Source organism: Actinoplanes palleronii, assembly GCF_016862315.1.
Taxonomy (GTDB): Bacteria; Actinomycetota; Actinomycetes; order Mycobacteriales; family Micromonosporaceae; genus Actinoplanes; species Actinoplanes palleronii.
Map to the genome: position 1 here is coordinate 39,802 of NZ_BOMS01000057.1, position 23,000 is coordinate 62,801.

General features: G+C 71.9%; 25 protein-coding genes. 15 read left to right on the forward strand and 10 right to left on the reverse strand.

Translation table 11 applies throughout. The features are described from left to right. Positions 1-12: 12 nt before the first annotated feature. Genes Apa02nite_RS21060 through Apa02nite_RS21080 form a run of 5 tightly spaced genes read left to right on the forward strand, consistent with a single transcriptional unit; the run spans position 13 to position 3,035 of the window. The gene (locus tag Apa02nite_RS21060; RefSeq protein WP_203826489.1) at positions 13-756 is read left to right on the forward strand and encodes an alpha/beta fold hydrolase; all 744 of its coding nucleotides are present in this window, start codon (positions 13-15) and stop codon (positions 754-756) included. 45 nt (positions 757-801) lie between these two features. Beyond that, a complete protein-coding gene (locus Apa02nite_RS21065) occupies positions 802-1,197 on the forward strand; it encodes a YbaB/EbfC family nucleoid-associated protein (RefSeq protein WP_203826490.1) in 396 nt (131 codons plus the stop codon). Next, positions 1,194-1,514, forward strand: coding sequence for a hypothetical protein (locus Apa02nite_RS21070; RefSeq protein WP_203826491.1), 321 nt, complete (start codon positions 1,194-1,196; stop codon positions 1,512-1,514). Before Apa02nite_RS21065 ends, Apa02nite_RS21070 begins: the two co-directional genes overlap by 4 nt. A gap of 5 nt (positions 1,515-1,519) precedes the next feature. Continuing rightward, positions 1,520-2,518: a PPE domain-containing protein gene (locus Apa02nite_RS21075; protein WP_203826492.1), complete on the forward strand. Its 999-nt coding sequence runs from the start codon at positions 1,520-1,522 to the stop codon at positions 2,516-2,518. After that, positions 2,511-3,035, forward strand: coding sequence for a hypothetical protein (locus Apa02nite_RS21080; protein WP_203826493.1), 525 nt, complete (start codon positions 2,511-2,513; stop codon positions 3,033-3,035). Before Apa02nite_RS21075 ends, Apa02nite_RS21080 begins: the two co-directional genes overlap by 8 nt. A 10-nt stretch (positions 3,036-3,045) precedes the next feature. On the opposite strand, the gene Apa02nite_RS21085 is transcribed toward Apa02nite_RS21080, so the two are convergent. Then, on the reverse strand, positions 3,046-3,591 hold the full coding sequence (locus Apa02nite_RS21085; protein WP_203826494.1) for a CGNR zinc finger domain-containing protein: 546 nt from the start codon (positions 3,589-3,591) through the stop codon (positions 3,046-3,048). A 78-nt stretch (positions 3,592-3,669) separates the two neighbouring features. On the opposite strand from Apa02nite_RS21085, the gene Apa02nite_RS21090 reads away from it, so the two are divergent. After that, entirely contained in the window at positions 3,670-4,635 is a 966-nt protein-coding gene (locus Apa02nite_RS21090; protein ID WP_203826495.1) for an EamA family transporter, read from the forward strand. Positions 4,636-4,638: 3 nt separating this feature from the next. Here the strand turns inward: Apa02nite_RS21090 and Apa02nite_RS52390 are convergent, their stop codons facing one another. Beyond that, positions 4,639-4,728: a hypothetical protein gene (locus tag Apa02nite_RS52390; RefSeq protein ID WP_373873018.1), complete on the reverse strand. Its 90-nt coding sequence runs from the start codon at positions 4,726-4,728 to the stop codon at positions 4,639-4,641. Between the two features lie 151 nt (positions 4,729-4,879). On the opposite strand from Apa02nite_RS52390, the gene Apa02nite_RS21095 reads away from it, so the two are divergent. Then, entirely contained in the window at positions 4,880-6,274 is a 1,395-nt protein-coding gene (locus Apa02nite_RS21095; RefSeq protein WP_203826496.1) for a serine/threonine-protein kinase, read from the forward strand. Here Apa02nite_RS21095 and Apa02nite_RS21100 read toward each other — a convergent pair whose 3' ends face one another. Beyond that, positions 6,275-7,819: a sensor histidine kinase gene (locus tag Apa02nite_RS21100; RefSeq protein ID WP_203826497.1), complete on the reverse strand. Its 1,545-nt coding sequence runs from the start codon at positions 7,817-7,819 to the stop codon at positions 6,275-6,277. It lies immediately after the preceding gene. 113 nt (positions 7,820-7,932) lie between these two features. Between Apa02nite_RS21100 and Apa02nite_RS21105 the strand changes: the two genes are divergently transcribed. After that, positions 7,933-8,355, forward strand: a complete 423-nt coding sequence (locus Apa02nite_RS21105; protein WP_203826498.1) for a hypothetical protein — start codon at positions 7,933-7,935, stop codon at positions 8,353-8,355. Between the two features lie 226 nt (positions 8,356-8,581). Continuing rightward, on the forward strand, positions 8,582-9,568 hold the full coding sequence (locus tag Apa02nite_RS21110; protein ID WP_203826499.1) for an Acg family FMN-binding oxidoreductase: 987 nt from the start codon (positions 8,582-8,584) through the stop codon (positions 9,566-9,568). Between the two features lie 52 nt (positions 9,569-9,620). On the opposite strand, the gene Apa02nite_RS21115 is transcribed toward Apa02nite_RS21110, so the two are convergent. The 3 genes from Apa02nite_RS21115 to Apa02nite_RS21125 all read right to left on the reverse strand — a co-directional run bounded on the left by Apa02nite_RS21115 (position 9,621) and on the right by Apa02nite_RS21125 (position 12,599). Beyond that, a complete protein-coding gene (locus tag Apa02nite_RS21115; protein WP_203826500.1) occupies positions 9,621-10,139 on the reverse strand; it encodes a nitroreductase/quinone reductase family protein in 519 nt (172 codons plus the stop codon). A gap of 25 nt (positions 10,140-10,164) precedes the next feature. Next, positions 10,165-10,998, reverse strand: coding sequence for a slipin family protein (locus tag Apa02nite_RS21120; protein ID WP_203826501.1), 834 nt, complete (start codon positions 10,996-10,998; stop codon positions 10,165-10,167). Between the two features lie 146 nt (positions 10,999-11,144). Continuing rightward, complete coding sequence (locus Apa02nite_RS21125; protein ID WP_203826502.1) at positions 11,145-12,599, reverse strand: wax ester/triacylglycerol synthase family O-acyltransferase; 1,455 nt, start codon at positions 12,597-12,599, stop codon at positions 11,145-11,147. A gap of 134 nt (positions 12,600-12,733) precedes the next feature. Between Apa02nite_RS21125 and Apa02nite_RS21130 the strand changes: the two genes are divergently transcribed. Beyond that, positions 12,734-13,612, forward strand: a complete 879-nt coding sequence (locus Apa02nite_RS21130; RefSeq protein WP_239164450.1) for an alpha/beta fold hydrolase — start codon at positions 12,734-12,736, stop codon at positions 13,610-13,612. Between the two features lie 13 nt (positions 13,613-13,625). Here Apa02nite_RS21130 and Apa02nite_RS21135 read toward each other — a convergent pair whose 3' ends face one another. Further along, a complete protein-coding gene (locus Apa02nite_RS21135) occupies positions 13,626-14,708 on the reverse strand; it encodes a methyl-accepting chemotaxis protein (RefSeq protein WP_203826503.1) in 1,083 nt (360 codons plus the stop codon). Positions 14,709-14,885: 177 nt separating this feature from the next. After that, the gene (locus Apa02nite_RS21140; protein WP_203826504.1) at positions 14,886-15,605 is read right to left on the reverse strand and encodes a YceI family protein; all 720 of its coding nucleotides are present in this window, start codon (positions 15,603-15,605) and stop codon (positions 14,886-14,888) included. Positions 15,606-15,646: 41 nt separating this feature from the next. On the opposite strand from Apa02nite_RS21140, the gene Apa02nite_RS21145 reads away from it, so the two are divergent. Genes Apa02nite_RS21145 through Apa02nite_RS21160 form a run of 4 tightly spaced genes read left to right on the forward strand, consistent with a single transcriptional unit; the run spans position 15,647 to position 19,004 of the window. Then, the gene (locus Apa02nite_RS21145; RefSeq protein ID WP_203826505.1) at positions 15,647-16,501 is read left to right on the forward strand and encodes a TetR/AcrR family transcriptional regulator; all 855 of its coding nucleotides are present in this window, start codon (positions 15,647-15,649) and stop codon (positions 16,499-16,501) included. A 33-nt stretch (positions 16,502-16,534) separates the two neighbouring features. After that, a complete protein-coding gene (locus Apa02nite_RS21150; protein ID WP_203826506.1) occupies positions 16,535-17,371 on the forward strand; it encodes a universal stress protein in 837 nt (278 codons plus the stop codon). Beyond that, positions 17,365-18,051, forward strand: coding sequence for an SRPBCC family protein (locus Apa02nite_RS21155; RefSeq protein WP_239164451.1), 687 nt, complete (start codon positions 17,365-17,367; stop codon positions 18,049-18,051). Before Apa02nite_RS21150 ends, Apa02nite_RS21155 begins: the two co-directional genes overlap by 7 nt. Further along, positions 18,048-19,004: an Acg family FMN-binding oxidoreductase gene (locus tag Apa02nite_RS21160; protein WP_203826507.1), complete on the forward strand. Its 957-nt coding sequence runs from the start codon at positions 18,048-18,050 to the stop codon at positions 19,002-19,004. The genes Apa02nite_RS21155 and Apa02nite_RS21160 overlap by 4 nt, the downstream gene beginning before the upstream one ends. A 20-nt stretch (positions 19,005-19,024) precedes the next feature. Here the strand turns inward: Apa02nite_RS21160 and Apa02nite_RS21165 are convergent, their stop codons facing one another. Beyond that, on the reverse strand, positions 19,025-19,561 hold the full coding sequence (locus Apa02nite_RS21165) for a carbonic anhydrase (protein WP_203826508.1): 537 nt from the start codon (positions 19,559-19,561) through the stop codon (positions 19,025-19,027). A 64-nt stretch (positions 19,562-19,625) separates the two neighbouring features. On the opposite strand from Apa02nite_RS21165, the gene Apa02nite_RS21170 reads away from it, so the two are divergent. After that, complete coding sequence (locus tag Apa02nite_RS21170; protein WP_203826509.1) at positions 19,626-20,096, forward strand: MarR family winged helix-turn-helix transcriptional regulator; 471 nt, start codon at positions 19,626-19,628, stop codon at positions 20,094-20,096. Positions 20,097-20,102: 6 nt separating this feature from the next. Here the strand turns inward: Apa02nite_RS21170 and Apa02nite_RS21175 are convergent, their stop codons facing one another. Further along, positions 20,103-22,634, reverse strand: a complete 2,532-nt coding sequence (locus Apa02nite_RS21175; protein WP_203826510.1) for a bifunctional acetate--CoA ligase family protein/GNAT family N-acetyltransferase — start codon at positions 22,632-22,634, stop codon at positions 20,103-20,105. Positions 22,635-23,000: the final 366 nt, after the last annotated feature.

Sequence of the window (23,000 nt, forward strand, 5' to 3'; positions counted from 1 at the left end):
AAGGTTCCTTGCATGACGACGATCGAGATCTCCGGTGTTCCGCTGTCCTTCACCGAGCGCGGCGCGGGCCGCCCGGTCCTGCTGCTGCACGGCGGTGGCGGCCCGCTGACCGTGGCCGGCTTCGCCGACCTGCTCGCCGCCGAGCGCTCGGCCCGGGTGATCACCCCGGTCCACCCGGGCTTCGGTGGCACCCCGCAGCCGGACGGCCTCGCCACCATCGGCGGCCTCGCGGCGCTCTACGTCGCGCTGCTCGACGAGCTGGGCCTCGAGGACGTGACGGTGGTCGGCAACTCGATCGGCGGGTGGATCGCCGCCGAGATGGCCCTGCTCGGCTCCGGCCGGGTCCGCGACTTCGTGCTCGTCGACGCGGTCGGCATCGAGGTGCCCGAGCACCCGGTGGTGGACTTCTTCGGGCTGACCTTCCCGGAGATCGCCCAGCTCAGCTACTTCGCGCCGGAGAAGTTCCGGATCGACCCGGCCGCCATGACACCGGAGCAGCAGGCGGTGCTGGCCGGCAACCGGGCCGCCCTCGCGACGTACGCGCCCGCGATGACCGACCCGACCCTGCGCGACCGGCTGGCCGCCGTCACCACACCGACCCGGGTGATCTGGGGCGACCACGACCGCATCGTCACCCCGGAGTACGGCCGGGCGCTGGCCGCCGCGATCCCCGGCGCCGAGTACGTCCTGATGACCGAGACCGGTCACCTGCCCCAGCTGGAGTCCCCGAAGCGCCTCCTGGAGCTGCTCGGCTGAGCACCGGTAGCGTTAAATGAACCCTTCATGGGGGAGGGGTGCACGATGGTGTTCGGACGTGATGGGGACCTGGCCGATCCAGAACGATGGATCCGCGAGCAGGAGGAACGCACCGCCCGGCTGACCACCGAGTCGCACCGGGCGCAGGCGGAGCTGGCCACCACGCAGGTCGACGCGACCAGCCGGGACCAGAGCGTGTCGGTGACGGTCAACCCGTCCGGCGTGCTGCTGGCGGTCCGGTTCACGCCGCGGTCGGAGGGGCTGACCCCGGTGCAGCTGTCGGAGCGGGTGATGGAGGCGTACCGGCTGGCGTGCGCCGAGGCGTCCCGGCAGATGCTGCAGATCATGTCGGGGCTGGTCGGCGAGGACTCGTCGGCGATGGCGTTCCTGAAGAGCACGATGCCACCGGTCGAGGACGAGGCCGGGGACGGGCCGCGGTGAGCGGGTTCGAGGTCACCGGCGAGCAGCTGCAGGAGCACGCCGCGCAGGTCGGGCAGATCGCCCAGTCCGTCGACATGTGCCGGGCCGCGGGCGAGGCGGTCGGGTTCGGTGGCACCGAGGCGTATGGGCTGTTCTTGCAGGCCTTGCTGCCGCCAGTGCTGGAGCTGGCCCTCGGTGACACGGTCGAGCTGCTGGGGAAGGCCAACGACTTGGCGCAGGCGATTTCGGCCGGGGTGCAGAGCAACAACGAGTGCTACCTGCACAACGAGAACGAGATCGCGGATCTGTTGAGCTCCATCGCCAAAGAGGGGTGGTGACCACGGTGGCAGACAACCCGTTGATCGCCGCGCCGCAGAGCGTGTTCGAAGGAACTCAGTGGTTCGCCGGCGCCGGCGGGATCGACAGCGGCGTGGGCATATTCAAGGACCTGGTGCTGGATCATGACTTCAGTGCGCTGACCGTCGGAGTCGATTCTCTGGCGTTCGGTCTCGACGTGCTGTCAGCGGTGCTCAACCCGTTCGGTGAACTGGTCAAGGCCGGCGTCGGCTGGGTGCTCGAACACGTCGCTTTCCTCCGGGAACCGCTGGAACTGCTTACCGGTGATCACCGGGCGATCCTGGCGGTCTCGCAGACCTGGGACAAGATCGGAAAGAAGCTGACCGAGACCGCCGGTCAATACGAGCACGCCATGTCCACAGTCGCCGGCTGGACCGGCGACGCGGCGCAGAGTTACCGTGCGGCCGCCGCGGAGTACATCCAGGGTCTGCGGGCGCTGGCCGGCCATGCTGACAGCACCTCACAGGGCGTCGCGATCGCCGGCGTCGTGGTCGCCACCGAACGGGCGATCATCTTCGACATCATCTCGTCGTTCGTCAGTCGAGTGATCACCGAGGCGCTGATCGCCGCCGCGTCCTCGGTGGTCACGCTGGGTGGCTCGGTCGCCGCGTTCCTGACCAGTGTTTCGGTTGATGCGACTCTGCTGGCCACCCGGCTGGCGAAGCGGCTGGCCAAGCTTCTCACCGTCATCAAGCGTTTCGCGAAGAAGTTCGACGAGCTGAGTGCGGCCAGCAAGAACGTGTCCAAAGCGCTGGAGGGCAAGTCCCAGTCGATCCACAACTGGGCCGATAGGCTGGAGCGTTCCAATGTGCGCACGAAACGGGATCTGCTCCCGGAAGGCAGCAAGGCGTTGACATACACCCGCTACGCCGACGGGGCCACCACCGGCATCGGTGGCACCATCGCTGACAACCGGCCCCTGTTCACCGGCAAGGAAGGCGCGAAAGCCGGCAAGGAAAACCGCAAGGAACTCGGTGATGGGTAGGAAGACCCGGGCGGGAAAGGTCGCCGGGGCTCGCCAGGGTCGCATCAACCGGTGGACGCTGGGGCTCGCCCTGGTATTCGCGTTCCTCGTCGCGGTGCCCGCAGCCGGCGTGGTGTGGGCCGCGCTCCAGCGTTTCGGCACCATCGACGGGCCCGGGGTGATCGCGTCCGGCACGGCCACGATCAGTGGCTGCGACGAGCACGTCCTCGGCACGCCTTACACCTGTGCGGCGTCGGTGGCCTGGCGGCCGGATCCGGCGGGCGGCGAACCCGCCGCCCGGGTGACCGTCAACGCCGTGCGGTCCCTCACCGGTGAAGTGGAGGTGCAGGAACGGAACTGCGGTCGGCCCAACCGCGTGAGTGACCACACCTGTGCCGTCTACGCCGCCGACTACCCACGGCTTCCCGGAGTGCTGTTCGTCCCGCCGATCGTCACCTTCTTCGGCCTGATCTTCGCTTCCCGGCTCGTAGCGGGCCGGATCGCCCGCCGCATCACCGGGGAGGTCCCGCCCGGCTGACCCGGATCGGTCAGGCGTGGCGGGCGCGGAACGCCACCATGTTCATCCGGTTGCCGCAGCGGACCGTGCAGAACCGTTTCGAGCCGTTGCGGGACAGGTCCACGAACAGTCCGGTGCAGTCGTCGGCCGCGCAGACCCGCAGCCGGTCCATCTCGTTCATCCGGATCACGTCGATCAGTGCGAGCGCGGCCTCCACCCGGATCCGTTCGGCCAGCGGCGCGTCCGGCTCGGTCGCGTGCATGTGCCAGTCCGACCCGTCGTGCCTCGTCAGGTACGGCAGCGCCCGCGCCTCCCGCAGCATCCGGTTGACCACCGCCACCGCGTCGTCGCGGCCGAGCGTCCACACCTCCCGGATCTGCGCGCGGGCCAGCGCCACCTCGCGCCGCTCGGCCTCGTCGTGGTCGATGCGTCCCGAGTACGGCGCGTCCGCCAGGAGTTCGCCCAGCTGAGCGACGGTGGCGATCTCGTCGGTGCCGGAGCGGGAGGCGCCCGCGTCGGTGTTGGCGAGCACCACCGCGAACTCCAGAGCCTCCTCGGTGTCAGGGGCAAAATGCAATTTGACTCCTCACTGAACCGAGCCTAGCGTCAGGGGTATAGCTAAGTTAGCCCATGACATCCTAGTAGGGGAGGCGCCGTGAAGCTCACTCCGCAAACCACCGGGCTCGCGGTCGCGGTGCTCTCGGCCGCGTCGTTCGGCACGTCCGGCGCGTTCATCAAGCCGCTGCTCGAGGCGGGCTGGTCGCCGGCCGCCGCGGTCACCGCGCGGACCCTCACGGCGGGCTTGCTGCTGCTGCCGTTCGTGCTGTTCGCGCTGCGCGGCGAGTGGCACGCGCTGTGGCGGGCACGCTGGCGGGTGGTCGGCATGGGTGTGGTGGCTGTCGCGTTCACCCAGGTCGCCTACTTCGCGGCGATCAGCCGGGTGCCGGTCTCGACCGCGCTGCTGGTGGAGTACCTGGCACCGCTGCTGCTGGTGCTCTGGGCCTGGGTGACCACCCGGCGGCTGCCGCGTCCGGCCGTACTCCTGGGGTCGCTCCTGGCGATCGGCGGTCTGATCCTGGTGATCGGTCCGGGCGCGCTGCAGGCCGTCGACCCGGTCGGGCTGGCCCTGGCATTCGCGGCTGCGGTCGGCTGCGCGGTCTACTTCGTGGTCGCCGCCCGGCCCGCCGACGGGCTGCCGCCGGTGGCGCTGGCCGGGGCCGGGCTCACGCTCGGCGGCGTGGTGCTCGGGCTCGCCGGGCTGATCGGTGTGGTGCCGATGCGGGCCACCTTCGGCGAGGTGGCGCTGTTCGGCACGATGGCGCCGTGGTGGGTGCCGCTCGCGGTGGTCGCGGTCTTCGGCACTGCCATCGCGTACGCAACGGGGATCTTCGGGTCGAGCCGTCTGGGCTCGCGCCTGGCGTCGTTCGTCGGGCTGCTCGAGGTGGTGTTCGCCTCGATCCTGGCCTGGCTGGTGGTGGGGGAGGCGCTGTCGCCGCTGCAGATGGCCGGTGGCGCGCTGATTCTGGCCGGCATCGCCGCGATCCCGGCCGAGCCGGTGCCGGCCGCCGTCGCGGACGAGCCGGTCGAGACACCGGCCCGTCCGGAACTGATCACCGGCTGATCGTCAGTGCCAGGGGTGGTAGTGAGGATTGCTGGTGCAGTCGCTCATTACCTCGGTCTTGGTGGTCTTGTCGACCGGGCAGACGCCGATCACGTACTCCCGCCGGATGCCGCCGGGAAAGGCGACCTCGAGCTCCCGGCTGTCGCTGCGGTAGAGGGTGCCGGAGCGTGGCCGACACGCGACGGATCGTCACCCGATCGTCGGCGTGTCCCGGGAACGGGCGCCGGCTGATTAGCATGATTCAATGCCGTCGCCGGGAACCGTCCTCAATGGCCGTTACCAGCTGACTGAGCGGATCGCCGCGGGTGGCATGGGCGAGGTGTGGCGGGCCGACGACCTGCTGCTGCGCCGGGTGGTCGCGGTGAAGGTGCTGCTGCCGGCCCTGATGGCGGACGCCGGGTTCACCGCCCGGTTCCGGGCCGAGGCGCGGATGCTGGCGGCGCTGCGGCATCCCGGCATCGTGCAGGTCCACGACTACGGCGAGAGCGCGGAACCCGGCCACGACCGGTTCGACTACGCGGTGATGGAGTTCATCGACGGTACGCCACTGTCCGAGAGCGGCCGGCTCGATCCCGCCGCGACCATGGCCGTGGTGGTGCAGGTCGCCGACGCGTTGGAGGCCGCGCACCGGGCCGGCATCGTGCACCGCGACGTCAAGCCGAGCAACCTGCTGGTCCGGCCGGACGGCGCGATCGTCCTGGTCGACTTCGGGGTGGCCCGCTCGGCCGGTGTCACCGCGCTGACCGGTACCGGCGTGGTGCTCGGCACGGTGCACTACATGGCGCCCGAGCAGGCCGAGGGCCGGCCGGTCTCGGCGGCCACCGACGTGTACGCGCTGGGCGCGGTTGCGTTCACCTGTCTGACCGGCCGGCCTCCGTACGTCGGTGACAGCCCGGTGGCGGTCCTGGTCCAGCTGATGCACGGCGCGCCGCCGGTGCTGCCCCCGGACGTGCCGGCCCCGGTGGCCGCGCTGGTGCTGCGCGCCTTGGCGAAGGACCCGGGGCACCGGTTCGCGAGCGCGGCGGAGATGGCCGAAGCCGCCCGCGCGACCGATACCGATGCCGAGGAGCCGCCACCCCGCCGCGGACGCCTGATGATCGTGGCGGCCGGCGTGCTGGTGATCGGCGCGGCCATCGGGCTGGGCCGGGGCCTCAGCGACCGCCACCCGGACCCGGTCCCGGGCTCGCTGGGTGCCGGCGTGTCGACAAGCTCCGCCACGCCCGCCCCGGACTCCGCCACGCTCGCCCCGGACTCCGCCGCGCCTGCCCCGGCCTCCGCCACGCCGGTCACCGCCGCCACCGCGGCGAACCCTTACGACCCGGCCACCCTGTGCAAGAACGGCCTCCCGACCTACCGGGTGCTCGCCTCGAAGCAGCTGACGTCGTTCGGCGGAGTCCTGCAGGGCACGACCTACCTGCTCTACGCGGAGCGGGACCTCTCCTACTGCGTGGTCACGGTCAAGGCGGGCACGGCCGGCACGACGAGCGCGGTGGGCGTCAACCTGATGCACAACAAGCGGTTCGGCACCTGGGGCGACGGCAAGGACCACGCGAACTACGCGGTCACCCGCGGCCAGGGCTGCACCGAGTGGACGGGCTCGGTGGGTGCCACCGAGTACACCAGCGAGGACTGCTCCTGATCAGCTCTCCGGGACGGCCGGCATGGTGAACCAGATCGAGGAGCCCTGCGCCACGTCGAGATCGAGCCAGATCCGCCCGCCGTGGTACTCGACGATCTTCTTGACGATCGCCAGGCCGATGCCGGTGCCCTCGTACGCGTCACGCGGGTGCAGCCGCTGGAAGATTACGAACACCTTGTCGGCGAACTCCCGCTCGATGCCGATCCCGTTGTCCCGTACGTTGATCTTCCAGAAGTCGCCGTCGCGTTCCGCGCTCACCGTGATCACCGGGGGCACGTCCGGGCGGCGGAACTTCAGCGAGTTGCCGATCAGGTTGGCGAACAGCGTGGTGAGCAGCGGCTCCTCGCCCTCGACCACCGGCAGGTCGGCCAGGGTGACCGTGCCGTCCGCCTCCGCGGTGCGGGCCTCCAACTGCGAGGTCACCTCGGGCAGCACCTTTGCGAGGTCGACCTGCTTGAACCCGGCGGTGATCCGGCCGATCCGGGAGAACGCCAGCAGGTCGTTGATCAGGCGCTGCATCCGCTGGGCGCCGTCGACCGCGAACCCGATGTACTGGTCGGCGCGCTCGTCCATCTGCCCGGCGTAGCGGCGCTGCAGCAGCTGGCAGAAGCTGGCCACCTTGCGCAGCGGCTCCTGCAGGTCGTGTGAGGCGACGTAGGCGAACTGCTCCAGGTCCCGGTTGGACCGGGTCAGCTCCTCGGCCTTCGCCTGGAGTTCCTCGTTGATCGCCACCACCTCGGCCCGGGCCTCGCGGACCTCGGTCAGCTCGGCAGCGATCTGCCGGCGCATACCGTCCACGTCGGTCGCCAGGCGGCGCAGCTCGGGGGAGCCGGTGCTGGTGATCGGCCGCTGGTAGTCGCCGCCGGCGACCTGACGGACCTGCGCGGCCAGTTCGGTGACCGGCCGGTTGACCAGCCGGTCGAGCAGCACCAGCAGCGCCGTGCCGACCAGCAGGATGATGACCGCCGCGGTGATCACCAGGGTGACCAGCACCGAGGAGGACTGCTGTGCCGCGTCGACGGCCTTGTTGCGCAGTGTGAGAATGCTGCCCTGCAGCTGGTTGACCGCGGTCCGCAGCGCGTCGAACTGGGCGGTACCGGCGGTGGTGCCGGCCGGATCGCCGGCCTTGGTGGCGGCGATGGCCGGCTCGGCCACGTTCTGCCGCCAGTCGGCGGCCCGCTGCCGGACCAGCGCCAGGTCGGCCCGGATCGCCGCGGTGCCGGCGGCGTCGTTCAGCGTCTCGATCTGGGCGAGCAGGTCGCGCTCGGTGGTCAGACCCTTCTGGTACGGCTGCAGGTTCTGGTCCGACCGGCTGAGCGCGTAACCGCGTATCCCGGTCTCCTGGTCCAGATAGGCCGAGTACAGCTCCTGCCCGGCGATCCGCATCGGCCCGGTCTTGTTCAGGATCACGTCGAGGTTGTCGTTGCTGTCGACCGCGGTCACCGCGGCCGTCGTGCCGATCCCGCCGAGCAGGATCCCGGCGATCACGAACAGCACCGCGACCCGGCGCCGCAGCGTCCAGGAGCTCAGGGATACGCGGCTCAACGGAACTCCTCAGACAGCGGCGGTGGGGGCACCGCAGTATGCCGCACCGACCGGCCGGATCGCCGCTGGACCGTGGGGTGTCACAGACCAGGCTGCTGTTTCGTCCTTGCGGCATGACATCGCGAACGTGGCTGCGAGCCGGGATCATCCTTTTGATCGCGCTCGACGGGCTGGTCGGCATCTGGCAGTACTTCTTCCCGCGCTCCTTCTTCGAGGACTTCCCGACGGTGCGGCTCGACCCGCCGTACAACGAGCACCTGGTGTCCGACGTCGGCGGCCTCAACATCGCCCTGGTCGGTGTCCTGATCATCGCGGCGGTGTACCTCGAGCAGCGGCTGGTGACCGCGGCACTGACCGGTTTCGCCCTCTACTCGCTGACGCACTTCGCCTTCCATGTCCGGCACTTCGAGCACTTCTCGCTGCGTGACGCCGTGGGCGTCGGCACCGGCCTCGGCTTCGAGCTGGTCCTGACCGTCGTCCTGCTGGTCCTCAACCTGCGGAGGGGCCGGCGGGTGGCCCCGGTGGCCGCCCGGTGACCCGGGCTCCGGCGAGCCCGGTCGGCTGACGGGGCTCGCCGGGGAGGGTGGTCGTGACGTTCCGGGCGTTGTGGATCGGTGCGAGCCGACCTCAACCACGGCACATTTCAGGACGTTTGGCCCTGTTCGAGCCGTCGGCGGTGACGGAGTGTTAATCCGGCAGTACTTTCCGCATTGTTTGTGAGCCTTTCGGCGGCCCGCAGCGTTTCGCCAGCAAAGAGGAGCCATGTCTCAGCTACGCACGGACGTCACCGACCAGCTCATGCGGGCGGCCACCTTCGCCTGCCAGGCGCCGTCGCTGCACAACAGCCAGCCCTGGCGCTGGCAGATCGACTCCGACAACCTCGACCTGCGGCTCGAAACCGGCCGGGTGCTCGGCACCACCGACCCGGATGCCCGCCTTGCCGTCCTGAGCTGCGGCGCGGCCCTGCACCATGCGCGGATCGACCTCGCCGCGGCCGGGTGGCGAACCGGCGTCCGCCGCATGCCGGATTCGATGGACGCCGACGCGCTCGCCAGTCTGCGGATCAAAGGTCGTTCGCCGATCGACCCGTCCGACACCAGGCTCTGCCAGGCCGTGGCACACCGTCGCACCGACCGGCGCAGCACACCGGGCGCACCCCTTGACCACGACAAGCTCCGGACCATTCAAGCCGCCGTACGTCGCGAGGGTGCCGACCTCAGGTTGCTGCGTCCGGGCCAGGTCTTCGCGCTGGCGCAAGCCTCCGACCGGGCGCGCGGCGTCGAGGCCGACGATCCCGAGTGGCAGGTCGAACTCGCTGGCTGGATCGGTGATGCCCCGACGCCCGGCACGGGGGTGCCCCGGGCGGCCCTTCCGGCCGGTTCGCTGGTCGACCGTGCGCCGGGCCGGGCGTTCCGGCAGTCCGGATCCACTCTCATCGAGGAGTCACACCACCATGCCGCGGTCTTTGCGATCCTCCACGGTGCCGGCGACGAGCGTCTGAACTGGTTGATCGCCGGCGAGGCGCTGTCCGCCGGCTGGCTGACCGCCACCGGATTGGGGGTCTCGGTCCTGCCGCTGAGCATCTTTGTCGAGGTGGCCGGCAGTCGCGACATGGTCCGGCGGTTGCTGGGCGGGTACGAACTGCCGTATCTGGTGCTCCGGTTCGCCGCTGCTGAACCCGGCGGAGACGACGAGCCGCGCACGCCGCGGCTGGCACCGGAGAGGACCATTCGCGGTCAAGCGCGGTAGGGCTGCTACGAGCCGGCGCTGCGGACGCCCGCGATGAGGCCGGCGGTGCTGCCTACTGCGGCGGCCCCGGCCGAGGCGGCGAGGAGCAGGTGGTGGGGCGAGGGCCGGCACCCGGGGCGACGACGAGTCGCACCATCGGGATCCGGCGATCGGTGCGACGCAGATATCGGGCGTAGTCCGGGGCCGTGTCGAGGACGCGGGGCCAGAACGCGACGGTCTCCTCGGGGGTCAGCGGTGCGGCCCGGACCGGGAGGGTGCGGCCGGCCACCTCGACGCTCGCGTGCGGTTCGGCCATCAGGTTGAGGAACCAGGCCGGAGCGACGTCCAGGCCGCTGCTCGCGGCGACGACGACCAGGTCGTCGCCGTCCGGGAAGAACTGCAACGGCACCGTACGGGGCCGGCCGGACCGCCGGCCCCGGGTGGTCAGCACGAGTACCCGCCGGTGCCAGAGGTCACCGATCCGGCCCCGGGTGCGGCGCAGCAACCACGCGGCCAGACCGGCCGACCTGGTGTCCACCTCGTGCTCGAGGCGGGTCAGGAACGCTTCCCGGCGGGTGCTCGGGGTGGGCATGGTCGTCTCCGATCGGCGGTCCGGGTCACGGGACGGCGTTCATCCGGCTGGGCGGAGTGGTGCCGTTGACCGGCGGGCTGCCGGCCGCGGCGGCCGCGGACTCGTGGGTCAGGAAGTTGCCGAGCTCGCCGATGGTGCTCATCAGCGGCGCCGGGAACACCACCGTGGTGTTCTTGTCGACCCCGATCTCGACCAGGGACTGCAGGTTGCGCAGCTGCAGCGCGAGGGGGTGGGCCATCATCGTGTCGGAGGCCTCGCCGAGCGCCGCGGCCGCGAGCGACTCGCCCTCGGCGTTGATGATCTTGGCGCGCTTCTCCCGCTCGGCCTCGGCCTGCTTGGCCATGGCCCGTTTCATCGCATCGGGCAGCTGGATGTCCTTGAGCTCGACCAGGGTGACCTCGACGCCCCAGTCGACCGTGGTGACGTCGAGGATCGTCCGGATGTCGACGTTGATCCGGTCGGTCTCGGCGAGCGTCTCGTCGAGGGTGTGCCGACCGACGACCAGCCGCAGCGTGGTCTGGGCGATCTGGTTGATGGCGGCGTTGACGTTCTCGATGGCCACCACCGACTTGATCGCGTCGACGACGCGGAAGTAGGCGACGGCGGAGACGTCGACGCTGACGTTGTCGCGGGTGATGATGCCCTGCGACTGGATCGGCATGGTGACGACCCGCATCGACACCCGATGCATGACGTCGACGATCGGGATGATCAGTCGCAGCCCCGGCTCCCGGGCGCCGATGACGCGGCCGAGCCGGAACAGCACGCCGCGCTCGTACTGCTTGACGATGCGCACCGACAGGATGAGCAGCAGCAGTACGGCGGCGGCGACGATGAGGACGACGGTCCAAGTGTTCATCGCAGACTCCTTCGGCACTCCCCGTGGTCGCGGGCGTGCGCTCGCGTCCGGAGCGTGCGCCTTCACCGTCCCGCCGGTCACGGACGCGCGGAAGGGCCGACCGGCCCGGTGCGCCGGGCGATCGTCACGACCGCCCGGCGCGGCCCTCAGGCGGACCGGGCCGCCCCGGGGACCGGCGCCGGCCGGACCGGCCGGGCGGCCCGGAGGGAACGTCGCGCCGCCGGTCCCCGGGCCGTGGCCAGCTCCCGGATCTCGGTCGCCACCGTCGCGGCGAAGTCGCCGGCCTCCGGCACCGTGGCGAAGTCGCTGGTGACGCCGATGGCGGCCTGATCGCGATAGGTCAGCGCGGCGACGCCGACCCGCATGTGCTCGGCGATCGGGACGTACGGCAGGATCTCGCGGATCGGGCGGCCCAGCAGGTAGAGCGGCACCGGCGGGCCCGGCACGTTGGTGGTCACGGTGGCCAGCCCGCGTTGCGGCATCCGGAACGCGGCGCGGATCAGGAACGAGACCATTGCGTACGGTTCCTGGTCGGCCAGGGTGAGCAGCTCGGCGCCGGCCTCGACCTCGTGCCGTTCGCGCAGCCCGGCGATGCGGTCGTGCACGGCGCGCAGCCGGCCGGTGGCGTCACCGATCTCCACCGGCAGATCCAGCAGCATCGAGGACAACCGGTTGTCGAAGACGTGCCGGGCATCGGTGGTGCGCACGTTCACCGGCACCAGGGTCCGGATGGCGCCGGGCACCGGTTGCTCGGCGCGGGACAGCAGCAGATGACGGAACGCGCCGGCCACGGCCGCGAGGTACACGTCGTTGATCGTGACCCGGTGGGCCCGCGCCGCCGCGGCGATCTCGGCCATCGGCACCCGTGCCAGGGCGTAGCGCCGGGCCCGGCCGAGCGGGCCGGACAGCGAGGTGGGCGGGGCGGGCAGCAGCGCCTCGGTGAGCGCGGTGGCGCCGCGGACCAGGTCGGTGAGGCGGCGGACGGTCCCGGCCGGGTCGGCGGCGGCGCGCAGCAGGGCGCGCGCCTGGTCGAACGGGAGCGCGGCGAGTCGGCCGAGCGCGTCCAGGGTGAGCGCGGTGCCACCGGTGGGCTCGGGCTGCCAGCCGTCGGGTTCGGCCGGCCGGGGTTCCGGACCCGGATCGCAGATCAGCCGGTACAACTCGTTGCCGGTGACGCCGTCCAGCATGCTGTGGTGCACCTTGGAAAGCAGGGCCCAGCGGCCCTCCGGCAGGCCCTCGATCACCCAGTCCTCCCACATCGGGCGTTCCCGGTCGAGGCGCTGGGACATGATCCGGCCGATCAGGTGCTGCAGCGCGTCGTCGTCGCCGGGCGCGGGCAGCGCCGTGCGGCGCAGGTGGAAGTCGAGGTCGAAGCCGGGATCGTCGTCCCACACCGGCCGGCCGAGGTTGAACGGCACCCGGCGGACCTTCTGCCGGTAGCGCGGGACCAGGGCGAGCCGGCCGCGCAACGCCTCGGCGAAAGCCGCCTGATCGGGGGCGGGGCCGTCGATGACGGCGACGGAGGCGATGGCCAGGGAAGCGTGCGGATCCTCGTCCTCCAGGTCGAGAAAGGACGCGTCCAGCGGGCTGAGGTACTCCATCGGACCTCCTCGGTCGGTACCGGTCACTTGTCGTCACCGTCCCGCCGGGCCGGGTCGTCCCGCCAGTGCCGACCGGCCCGAGGAGGTGACGTCCGGCCCGTGCCGGTGCTGGTGATCCGCACCAGGCTGGAGGTATGGCTGCGGGTATCGCGCGGCACGGCCGCATCAGGATTGCGTACGAGGTGGAGGGCCCGGACGACGGCGTCCCCCTACTGCTGATCATGGGACTGGGACTCTCGATGTCGTTCTGGCCGGACGGCCTGCGCCGGCTGCTGGTGGAGCGGGGCTTCCGGGTGGCCCGGTACGACAATCGCGACGTCGGCGCCTCGACCCACCTGACCGAGCTGGGGATGCCCTCCCCGCTGGTCCTGCTCACCCGGCGCTGGGACGGATACACGCTGGCGGACATGGCCGACGACGCGGTGGCCGTGCTGGACGACCTGGGCTGGCCGAGCGCCCACGTGGCCGGAGTGTCGCTGGGCGGCATGATCGCGCAGACCCTGGCCTGCCGGCATCCGGCGCGGGTGCGCACGCTGACCTCGATCTCGTCCACCCCGGCGTCGCACATCGGGCGGCCCCATCCGCGTGCGCTGACCGCGCTGGTGACGCTGCCGGTCCGCGACCGGGACTCGGCGGCCCGTCAGGTGGTTCACGTGTTCCGGGTGATCGGCTCGACCGGCTACCCGCGCGACGAGGACTGGATCCGGGAGGCCGCGCGCCGCGGTTACGACCGCGGTTACGATCCGCACGGTGTCCGGCGGCAACTCGCGGCGATCATCTGCGCCGAGGACCGGCGCCCGCAGTTGCGCGAGCTCCGGGTGCCCACGCTGGTGGTGCACGGTGCCGACGACATCCTGGTCGGCCCGTCGGGCGGCCGGGCCACCGCGCAGGCCGTCCCCGGCGCCGAGCTGGTCGTGTTCCCCGGCATGGGCCACGACCTGCCCGTCCTGGTGCAACCCGCCATCGCCGAGGAGATCGCCGCGCTGGCCCGGCGGTGGGTGCCGGCGGGCTGAGTGATCCGCGAGATTACTTCTGGGCGGCGGCGTTCAGGAACGTGGCGAGATCGTCGGTGACCGCGTGCACCTTGTCGGCCGCCTCGGTCAGGTTCCGGGTGATCTCGCCGTTGGTGGCGGTCTGTTCCTCCACGGCGGCGGCGACCGAGCTCTGGTTGTCCCGGACCGCGTCCACGATCCCGGCGATTTTGGCGATCTCCTCGCCGGCCAGGCTGCTCAGCGCCTGGACGTTCGCGATCAGCTCACCGATCCGCCGGGTGGCGGTCTGGGTGGCGCTCGACAGGTCCTTCACCTCGCCGGCGACCACCGCGAATCCCTTGCCGGCCGAGCCCGCCCGGGCCGCTTCGATCGTCGCGTTCAGGGCCAGCAGGTTCGTCTGCCGGGCGATCTGCGAGATGGTGCTGACCACCTCGTCGATCCGGCCGGACGCCTCGGTGAGGCGTTCCATCGTGCTCGTCGCCGAGTCGATCGCGGCCACCGCGTCGACAACGACCTCCGCGGCCTCGCCTTCGCTCCGGGCGATCTCGGTCACCGACGCGGTCAGCTGTTCCATGGCGCTCGCGACCGAGTGCAACGAGGCGCTGGCGTCCCCGGTCTTGGCCAGGGTGTCGCCGAGCTGGCCGGTCAGCGCGCGGGAGCTCTCCTCGGCTGCCGTCCGGGCGGTGACGTCCTCCCAGGCCACCACGTAGCCGATCACCGCGCCCCGGTCGTCCTTGACCTGGTTGATGTGGGTGTCGAGGGTGATGGTGCCGAACGTGAAGGCGGCGTCGCGGGGCTGGAAGGCCGGGTCGGTGAGGATACGGTCGATCCGGCCCGGGTCCTTGTGGAACCGGTGGATGCTGCCGTTGAGGATGTCCGCGATCCGCACCCCGAAGACCCTTTCGATCTCCGGCCCGACCTGCCGCAGAGTCTGCAACGCCTTCGGGTTGGCGTAGACGATGGTCAGCTCGAGGTCCGCGACGAAGATGTTCCCCTGTGCCGAGTCGAGGATGTGGCGCGCGCCGATGCCGGCGAGGCTTCCCGCGGCGGCCGGGTCCGTCGCCGCGCGTGCGTTCTTGCGGCCGTTGTTCGAGGTCCGGGACAGCAGAGTGATCATTCGGTAACCCTCGATCTCTGGTGGGAACTTCAGGTTCTGCGCACCGATGTCGGGCCGCCTGCCAGGCACGCGGCTCCTCGCCCGAATAGCGGCTTTTGCAATTTTCATCCGTAATTAGTCACTCAGCCTAGGGCCTAAAGTCCCGTGGCGGCCGTGTTCATCGGTCGCGGTAGCAGATCAGCGGTGCCGCATCTCGAGAAGCCACTCGGCGGTGCCTTCGGCGTCGAGCGAGCCGAGCGGGCCGTAGTTGCGGGGCGCCCGGATGCCCCAGTCGGTGAAGACGACCGGGATGGCGCCGGCGAGTTCCAGCCGGTCGGCGGTCCGGCGCGCGGAGACCTGGGCCACCACCGGACGGGTGACACCGTGCAGGGAGAGCCGCCCCGCGACCGGCGCGGTGACGGTGGCGCCGGTGCCGAGACCGGTGGCGGCCACCGGACCGGCCAGGTCGAAGGTGGCGACCGGCGCGTCGGCCACCCCGGCGCTCGTCGCGAACTGCGGCTGGGTCTTGCCGTTCACCAGCAGGGTGCGCAGATCCATGCTGAAGTGCGCGGCGGTGAGGGTGTCCCGGGCGAACGTGGCCGTACCGGTGATCTCGCCGGTCCGGCCGGCGATGCCGCTGCGCGCGCCCAGCACGGTCTGGACCACCCGGAATCCGCCGGTGGAGCCGCCGGCGACGGTCCAGGTGCCGTCCAGGGCGGTGGCGTCGGGCGCCGCGCCGCCCGGCGGGAGGGCCAGCGGCGGCGTCCCCGGCCCGGGGCGGGCGGCGAACAGGGCGAGGCCGCTGAGCAGGACGAGCACCGCCAGCGTGATCAGGATGATGCGGGGCCACCTGCGCCGACGGCGCGGGGAGGTGTCGTCACGTCCGGGTGTCGAGGTACTTGGGATATCGTGTCTCATGGGAGGACGGTATGAACCAGGCGGACGAACGGGCAGGGCCGTTGGGCCCGTCTTCACGGCGGCGCAGGATCAGCGACGGCGAGACCGCCCGGCGGATGCTGCAGGCGGCGATCACCCGGGTGAACAGCGCGGGTCTGACCGTCAGTCTCGACCACATCAGCTTCGAGGACGTCATCCGCGAGGCGGGGGTGTCGCGCAGCACGGCGTACCGGCGCTGGCCGTACAAGGATCTGTTCTTCGCGGACCTGTTGCGCGAGCTCGCTCGCGGCGCCGCGCCGGCCTCGACCACCGGCACCGCGGCGTTCGAACGCGCCCTGGCCGACGGTCTGCTCGCGGAGGGCCAGGCCCTGGACCGAGCGGACCGGCGGCACGCGCTGCTGACCGAGGTGCTGCGGCGCAGCGCCGACGCCGACTTCGACGCGGTACGTGCCGCGACCGAGTGGCACACCTACCTGGCCCTGCAGGCGACGTTCCTGAGCCTGCCGGACGGTGCCTTGCGCGAGGAGATCCGTGCCGGTCTCGCCGCCGCCGACCGGGGCTTCGTGGAACGCATCGGGCGCTCCTGGGCCGCGGTCTGTGCGGTCTTCGGCTACCGTCCGCGCCCGGGCTCGGGCGCCGGGTTCGCGACGATCGCCCTGCAGGTGACCGCGTCACTGCGCGGCTTCGTCACGATGGCCACGGTCGATCCCGAGGCGGTGACCGCCCGGCTCGTCGCGGACCCGTCGGGTACCGGCGCCGCCGAGTGGACGGCCGCAGGGCTGGCGGTGGCCGCGATCGCCTTCACGTTCCTGGAACCAGACCCGGAGTTCGTGTGGAGCGCCGACCGGCTCGCCACGTTGCTCGGCGAGCTCGGCGCCCAGCGGCCCGCCGCGATTTTCCGGGACCTTCGGCTCTGACCCGGGCCCGGCCGCGGTGGGCATGGTGGTGGCATGTATCGGTCGATCGCGGTCGGGGCCGGCGGCGCGGGCAGCTGGCAGGCGCTGTCCTGGTCCGTCGAGGAGGCGGAGCGTACCGGCTCACGGCTCGTCCTGGTGCACGTCTGCGAGCCGGGCTCGCCGCTCGACCGGGGGGACACCGAACCGGCGCCGGCCGAGGTCGAACTGGTCGATCCCGGGCTGGCCCGCGCACTGATCAGCGTCCGGGCCCGGCTCGGCGGCCAGCGTGCGGTGCTCAAGGTCTACAGCGGCGACCCCGCGACCCGGCTCGTCGACGCCTCGACCGGGGCGGGACTGCTGGTGATCGGTGCGGGCGGCGGCGACCGGACGGTTCGCCAGATCGTGCGGCACGCCCTCTGTCCGGTCGTGATCGTCCGGCCCGGCGCGGCCGGTACCACGGAGCGGACCGACCGGGTGGTCGTCGGGGTGGACCGAAGCGTCGCCGGCCGGATGGCACTGGAGTTCGCGGCCGGCTTCGCCGACCAGCACCGCCTTCCACTCACCGCCGTCCACGTCGTGGAGCCCGGCCGGGAGGGCCGGTCCCCGGAACGGATCGGGCCCGCGGACGGGCCGGAATTCCTCGCCGGTGTCCTGCAGCCGTGGACCGCGAAATACCCCGGACTGACGATCACACCGGTGGTGCTGCCGGGTCCGGTCGCCGACGCGCTGATCCAGGCCGGGCATGGCGCGCCACTGCTCGTCGTCGGCGACAAACGCCGCGGCGCCGTCGGGCGGATCCGGACCGGCGATGTCCCGCTGACCGTGACCATGGACGCCCCGTGCCCGGTCGCGGTCGTCCCGATCGACCAGCGTGAGGAAGTGCCATGGTGAACGACGTTCCCGCCGGCATGCGGCGCGCGGTCCGCGCGACCGTGCTTCGCCGAGGACTCGGTGTCGCGGCCCTGCTGGTCGTGGCCGCTTACTCGCCACCGGTGCGCCGCCGGTGCCTGACCTACGGTGCGACCGCCGAGGAGGCCGCCGCAGCGCTGCCCGGCGACGATCTGCTGCCGCGTCCGGACGTGGTGTCCACCCGGGCCGTCACCATCGGCGCCGTGCCGTCGGCGGTCTGGCCGTGGCTGGTGCAGATGGGCAGCGGGCGGGGCGGGGCGTACACCTACGACTGGATCGAGAACCTGTTCGGCCTGGACATGCACAGCGCCGACGAGATCCTGCCGCAGTTCCAGCGCCTCGCCGCGGGCGACGTGCTGCCGCTCGGGCCGGACGGGCCGGGCATGCGGGTGGAGATCTGCGATCCGGAGACCACGCTGGCCTTCCGGTCCGACGACGGGCGCTGGGTGTGGACCTTCCATGTGCGTACGAATGAGCAGGGCACCCGACTGATCAGCCGCAACCGGATCGCGTCCGGAGCCGCCCCGTGGCTACACCGCGTGATCCAGCGCGCGGTGATCGAGCCGGGCAGCCTGATCATGGAACGCCGGATGCTGCGCGGCATCCGGGACCGCGCCGAACGTGGCGCGGCGCCGGTCCCGGTCCCTGCGCGGTCGTCATGAACGACCGCGAGCTGCTCAGCGGCTGTGTCGAGGCGGCCACGCTGGCGCCGTCGCTGCACAACAGCCAGCCGTGGCGGTTCCGGATCGTGGGGGACGGCGTCGAGGTGCGCGCCGATCGGTCCCGCCAGCTGCAGGCGCTGGATCCGGACGGCCGGGAACTGATGATCAGCCTGGGTGCCGCGGTGTTCACCCTGCGCGTCGCACTGCGCGCGGCGGGCTGGATTCCCGGTACGTCCCTGCTGCCCGACCCCGGCGACCCGGACCTGGTGGCCCGGGTCAGCCTGCTACGGCCGCAGGAGCCGTCAGCGGACGCTCGCCGGCTGGCCGCCGTGATCAGCCGGCGGCACACCAACCGTGGCCCGTTCACCGACGCCGTCGTGCCCGCCGACGCGGTCGAGGAACTGCGCGCCGCCGCGTCGTTCGAGGATGCCGAGCTCATCGTGGCCACCCCGGCCAGCCGCCTGATCATCTGCGGGCTGGGCCGGATCGCCGAGGAGCGACTGCGCTCCGACGGCGGCTACCGCGCCGAACTCGGACGGTGGACCCGAGGGCCGCGCGGCCGGCGCGACGGCATTCCGGCCACCGCATTCGGGCCGTGGGATGCGATGGAACGGCTCCCGGTCCGTGACTTCGGCCTGGTGCACCCGCAACTGTCCGGCAGGCCGGAGCGGTTCGAGCCGTACCCGACGATCGCGGTGCTCACCACCGTCGGCGACCGGGTCGCCGACTGGCTGCGGGCCGGCCAGGCGCTGCAACGGGTGCTGCTGGTGGCCACCCGGCTGGGCCTGTCGACCACACCGATCAGTCAGCCGGTCGAGATCCCGGCGATCCGGGAGACCCTCTCCGACCCGAGGACCGGCCGGTGGGCGCAGATGGTGCTGCGGCTGGGGTTCGCCCAGTCGGCGTCGGCGACGCCGCGCCGGACGCTGGACGAGGTCCTGGCGCCGGGATAGCCGCTCAGGGGTACGGGTGGTCAGGCGGTGCGTGGCGCGACGGATGCGACGACCGTGTCGACGAGCCCGGTCTCCAGCCGCAGCACGTGCCCGGAGACGGCGGCGACGAGATCGCTCGCCAGCAGTGGGCTACCGAGGATCTTCGCGACATCGTCGCGCACGGTCGCGACCGGGTCGGTCACGGCCTTCGCGGCCAGGCCGGCGTCGTCGAGCCCCGAGCGGTCGGCATAGGCCCGGCGGAAGTCCGGATCGGCGAGCAAGCCGGTACCGCACTGGGTGTGGTGGATGACCGCGATGTCCATGCGCACCCCGAAGCGCATGGCGAGGTACGCGATGTCGTCCATCACCCGGTCGTCGACCCGGCCACCCGCGTTCCGCAGCACGCCCGCGTCTCCCGTGGTCAAGCCGAGGAAACCGGCCGGCTCGACCCGCGGGTCGACGCAGGTGAGCACCACCAGCAGCCGGTCCGGCAGGACCGCGGGCATGGCCAGCCTCCGGAGGTCGACCCGTGCCGCGAAATCCTGGTTCCGTTCCAGCAGCTCACTGATTCCGGCCATGCGATCCTCCTGTGGTGTATCTGCAACACTTGCGACGGGGCTACCCTACAGGTCGGAGGTGCATATGCAACAGGAGCCCGGGAGCGGGATGCGTGAGCAGGCGTTGTGGATGGCCGACCGGTGCCTGGGCCGGCGGATCGCGCGGTTGCACCGGCTGGTCTCCCGCCGTTTCGACGCGGAGCTGCGAGAGTCCGGACTGACGCTTCCGCAGTTCGAGGTCCTTTCCGAGCTGGCGCTCTTCGACGCACCGGCTCGCCCGTCGGAGATCGCCGGCTGGCTCGGTCTCGAACGGTCGACGATCAGCCGGAACCTCGACGTCCTGACCCATCGCGGGTACGTGCGCGTCGCCGCGACGTCCTCGACCGGCCGGACGACCCGGGTGGTGGTCACCGAGGCCGGCTATCACGCGCTGGCCGAAGCCGGGCCGGCCTGGCAGCGGGCGCAGGCCTGGATCAGCGGCGCGGTCGACGCCGACGCCGTCGACGCGCTCGATCGGTGGTTGACCGCGCTCGACCTCGACCAGCAGCGGGGCTGAGCCGGGTCATCGGCCCGGCTGCGGTCCGGTTGTGGTGAGCCGCAGGCGGAGGTTCGCCGCGACGATCCCGTTCGGCCCGGCGTGCAGGGGGTTGAGTTCGAGTGCGGCTATCTCCGGATGGTTCTCGGCGAGGCGGCCGAGTCGCAGCAGCAGGTCCTCGACCGCGGACGGATTGACGTCGGGGATGGCGTCCTGGCCGGTGTGCGAGGACGGCCAGGGCAGGCTGCGGCACATCCGGCCGGCGTCGAGGTCGGTCAATGGCACCAAGTGTGCTGCCCGCCGGCCGGTCCGTGCCCCGTGCTCGTCGGCGAGGCCGAGCTCGACGATCGCACCGAAGACCGGCTCGTCGGTGATCGAGGCGATCAATTCCACCGGCGCGGACGGCTGATGTTGCACGAGGACCTGGTCACTCCGGCAGCCGGACCGGGTGAGTTCCTCGAACGCCGCACGGACCGCTGCGGCGGTGGTGAGACCGCGCCGCACGTGTCCGAGGTGGCACGGCGTGGCGCTGCCGGTGGCGCAGGTCAGCATGACGGGGTAGCCGACACGTTCCGCCGCGGCGATCGCGGTCATCCCGGTGCCGGCCCAGGAGGCCGGCAGCACCGTGACGCCGTACGCGGCCATCAGGTCCGCCGCCGCCCGCCGCGGAACCCAGCCTCGGCTGTCGGCCCGCGCTCGCTCGATCACCGTCGTGGCCCGGCCGGGCTGCAGGCCGCCCAGTGCCGGCCGCCGCCCCAGCGGTTCACGGCGCCAGACCGCGTAACGGCAGGCGCGGGCCAGAGCCCGTAGCGCCCGGTCGGGTTGCCGGTAGACGGGCGTGCCGCGGACGCCGATCCGGTGGATGTCGTCGGCGCTGCCGGTGAGCACGACCGCGGTGGTGAGCGGTGGCTGGGCCTTGTCGTCCAGGACGCGACCGAGCGTTCTCATGATCGCGGCGGGGACGTTCGCCCGGGTCCCGGCGATCACGACGAGCACGACGTCGACCTCGCCGCTCCGGGCGACGATGCCGAGCGTTTCCCCGATCATCGGCGCCGTCGCTTCGACGCCGAGATCCACCGGGTTGCCGGCACCGCCGGGCAGTTGCCGGCGCAGGGCCGGCGACAGCGGGACGACGGTGAACCCGAGGGCTCTGGCGGAGTCGGCGGCGAGCCGGGTGAGCCCGCCGGCATTACCGACGATGCCCAACCGATCACCCGTCGGCAACGGCTGATCCACGAGCAGCCGCGCGGTGTCCGTCATCTCGTCCACACTGGCCACGTGGATGACGCCGGCCTGAGCGAAGAGCTCCTCGTCGCGGTCATGGGTCGGTCCCGTCCCGATGGTCGTGCCCGGGACCACCAGGACGGGTTTGCGGCGGGACAGCGCGCGGGCACCCCGGGCGAAGGCGTAGTGGCTGTCGGGGGTCTCCAGGCACATCGCGACGGCGCGCACCCGTGAGTCGCTGTACCAATCGGTGATCAGGTCGTCGACGGCGACGTCGAGCTGGTCACCGAGGCCGACGAAGTCGGCGACGCCGCACCCGTTGCGGGTGGCGTGCTCCAGCAGCGCGATCCCGACAGCGCTGGACTGCGCGGCCAGGGCCAGCCCGCCGGCGGCGGGGCGGGCCGGGGAGAGGCTCGCGTTGAGCCGGACCCGCGGATCGGTGTTCAGGACGCCGAGGCTGCCGGGGCCGATCAGGCGCATGCCGTGCTCGTGGGCGATCCGCAGCAGATCCCGCTGAGTTCTTCCGGCGTCGCCGGTGACCGGGTATCCGGTGAGCACGACAGCGCTGCCCGCGCCGTTCTTGCCGGCCTCGCGCAACGTCTCGGCCACCTCAGCGGCGGGTGTCGCGATGACCAGCAGGTCGACCGGTTCGGGCAGGTCGGCGATGCTCCGGAACCCCGGTACGCCGTACACCGGACGGCCGGAGTCGTTCACCGGGTACAGCCGGCCGCGGAAGCCGTAGTCGCGCAGTGCCCGGAGCACCTCGAAACCGGTGCTGCCGTGGCCCCGGATGGCGCCGACCACCGCCACCGACCGCGGGGCCGGCAGCGGGCGCCGCGTGGGTTGCCATCCGGCGCGGTCGCGGGCCTGCACCGCCTGCTGGACGGCGTCGCTGCCGATGAGCGTCACGCCCGGTCCCGGCATGGCGCTGCCGGAGGAACGCACGTCATCGAGGAACCGGGTGATCCCGGCGTGGCGCGCGCGAGCGGTGAGATGCTCCACCAGCACGGTGCCGATGCCGCGGCTGCGATGTGCCTCGGCGACCCGGACGGCGATCGTCGCGGTCGTGCTGTCCCCGCAGTGTCGAGTGCAGGAGGCGACGCCGATCAGGTCGGGGCCGTCGGCCGCGACGTCCACCAGCCGGTGCGGATCCGGCCGGCACAGGTCGTCGAGCTCGGTCGCTGTCGTGGCCGGGCCGGCTCCGGTGACGAACCGGGCCGTCAGCGCCGCCCGATCGCCGGGCTGGACCGGCCGTACGGTGATGATCGAGCCGTCGCAGATCAGGACGTCGACGCACTGCTGGCCGTCGACGGCGGTGAGCGGTGATGTCGTCACCACGACCTTCCTCTCCAGCTTCGACTCGGCGGCGATGGTCTGCCCGCACCCGGTGGCCAGCAGTCCGAGCCGCCGTGACGGGGCTCTGATCGTGCCGTGCCACCGGTCCGAGAGATGGGTGCCGAGTGAACCCCCACCACCGACTATTCGCCTCCGGGCATCGTGGTCACCTGGGCTGGTGTCCCTGACCGCGGCGGGACGATCGGCCCTTGACCCGGTCACCGGAACACCATTGCCAGGATCGGCCGAGGCCGGTCGCCTTGCTGCCGGATCGAGGACTGCGCTCCGCGCAGCGCTGCCCGGCGGAGAACGGGGCACCGGTCAAGGGTCATTGTTCTCTGGCGATCGCTCAGATGTTTCGGGCAC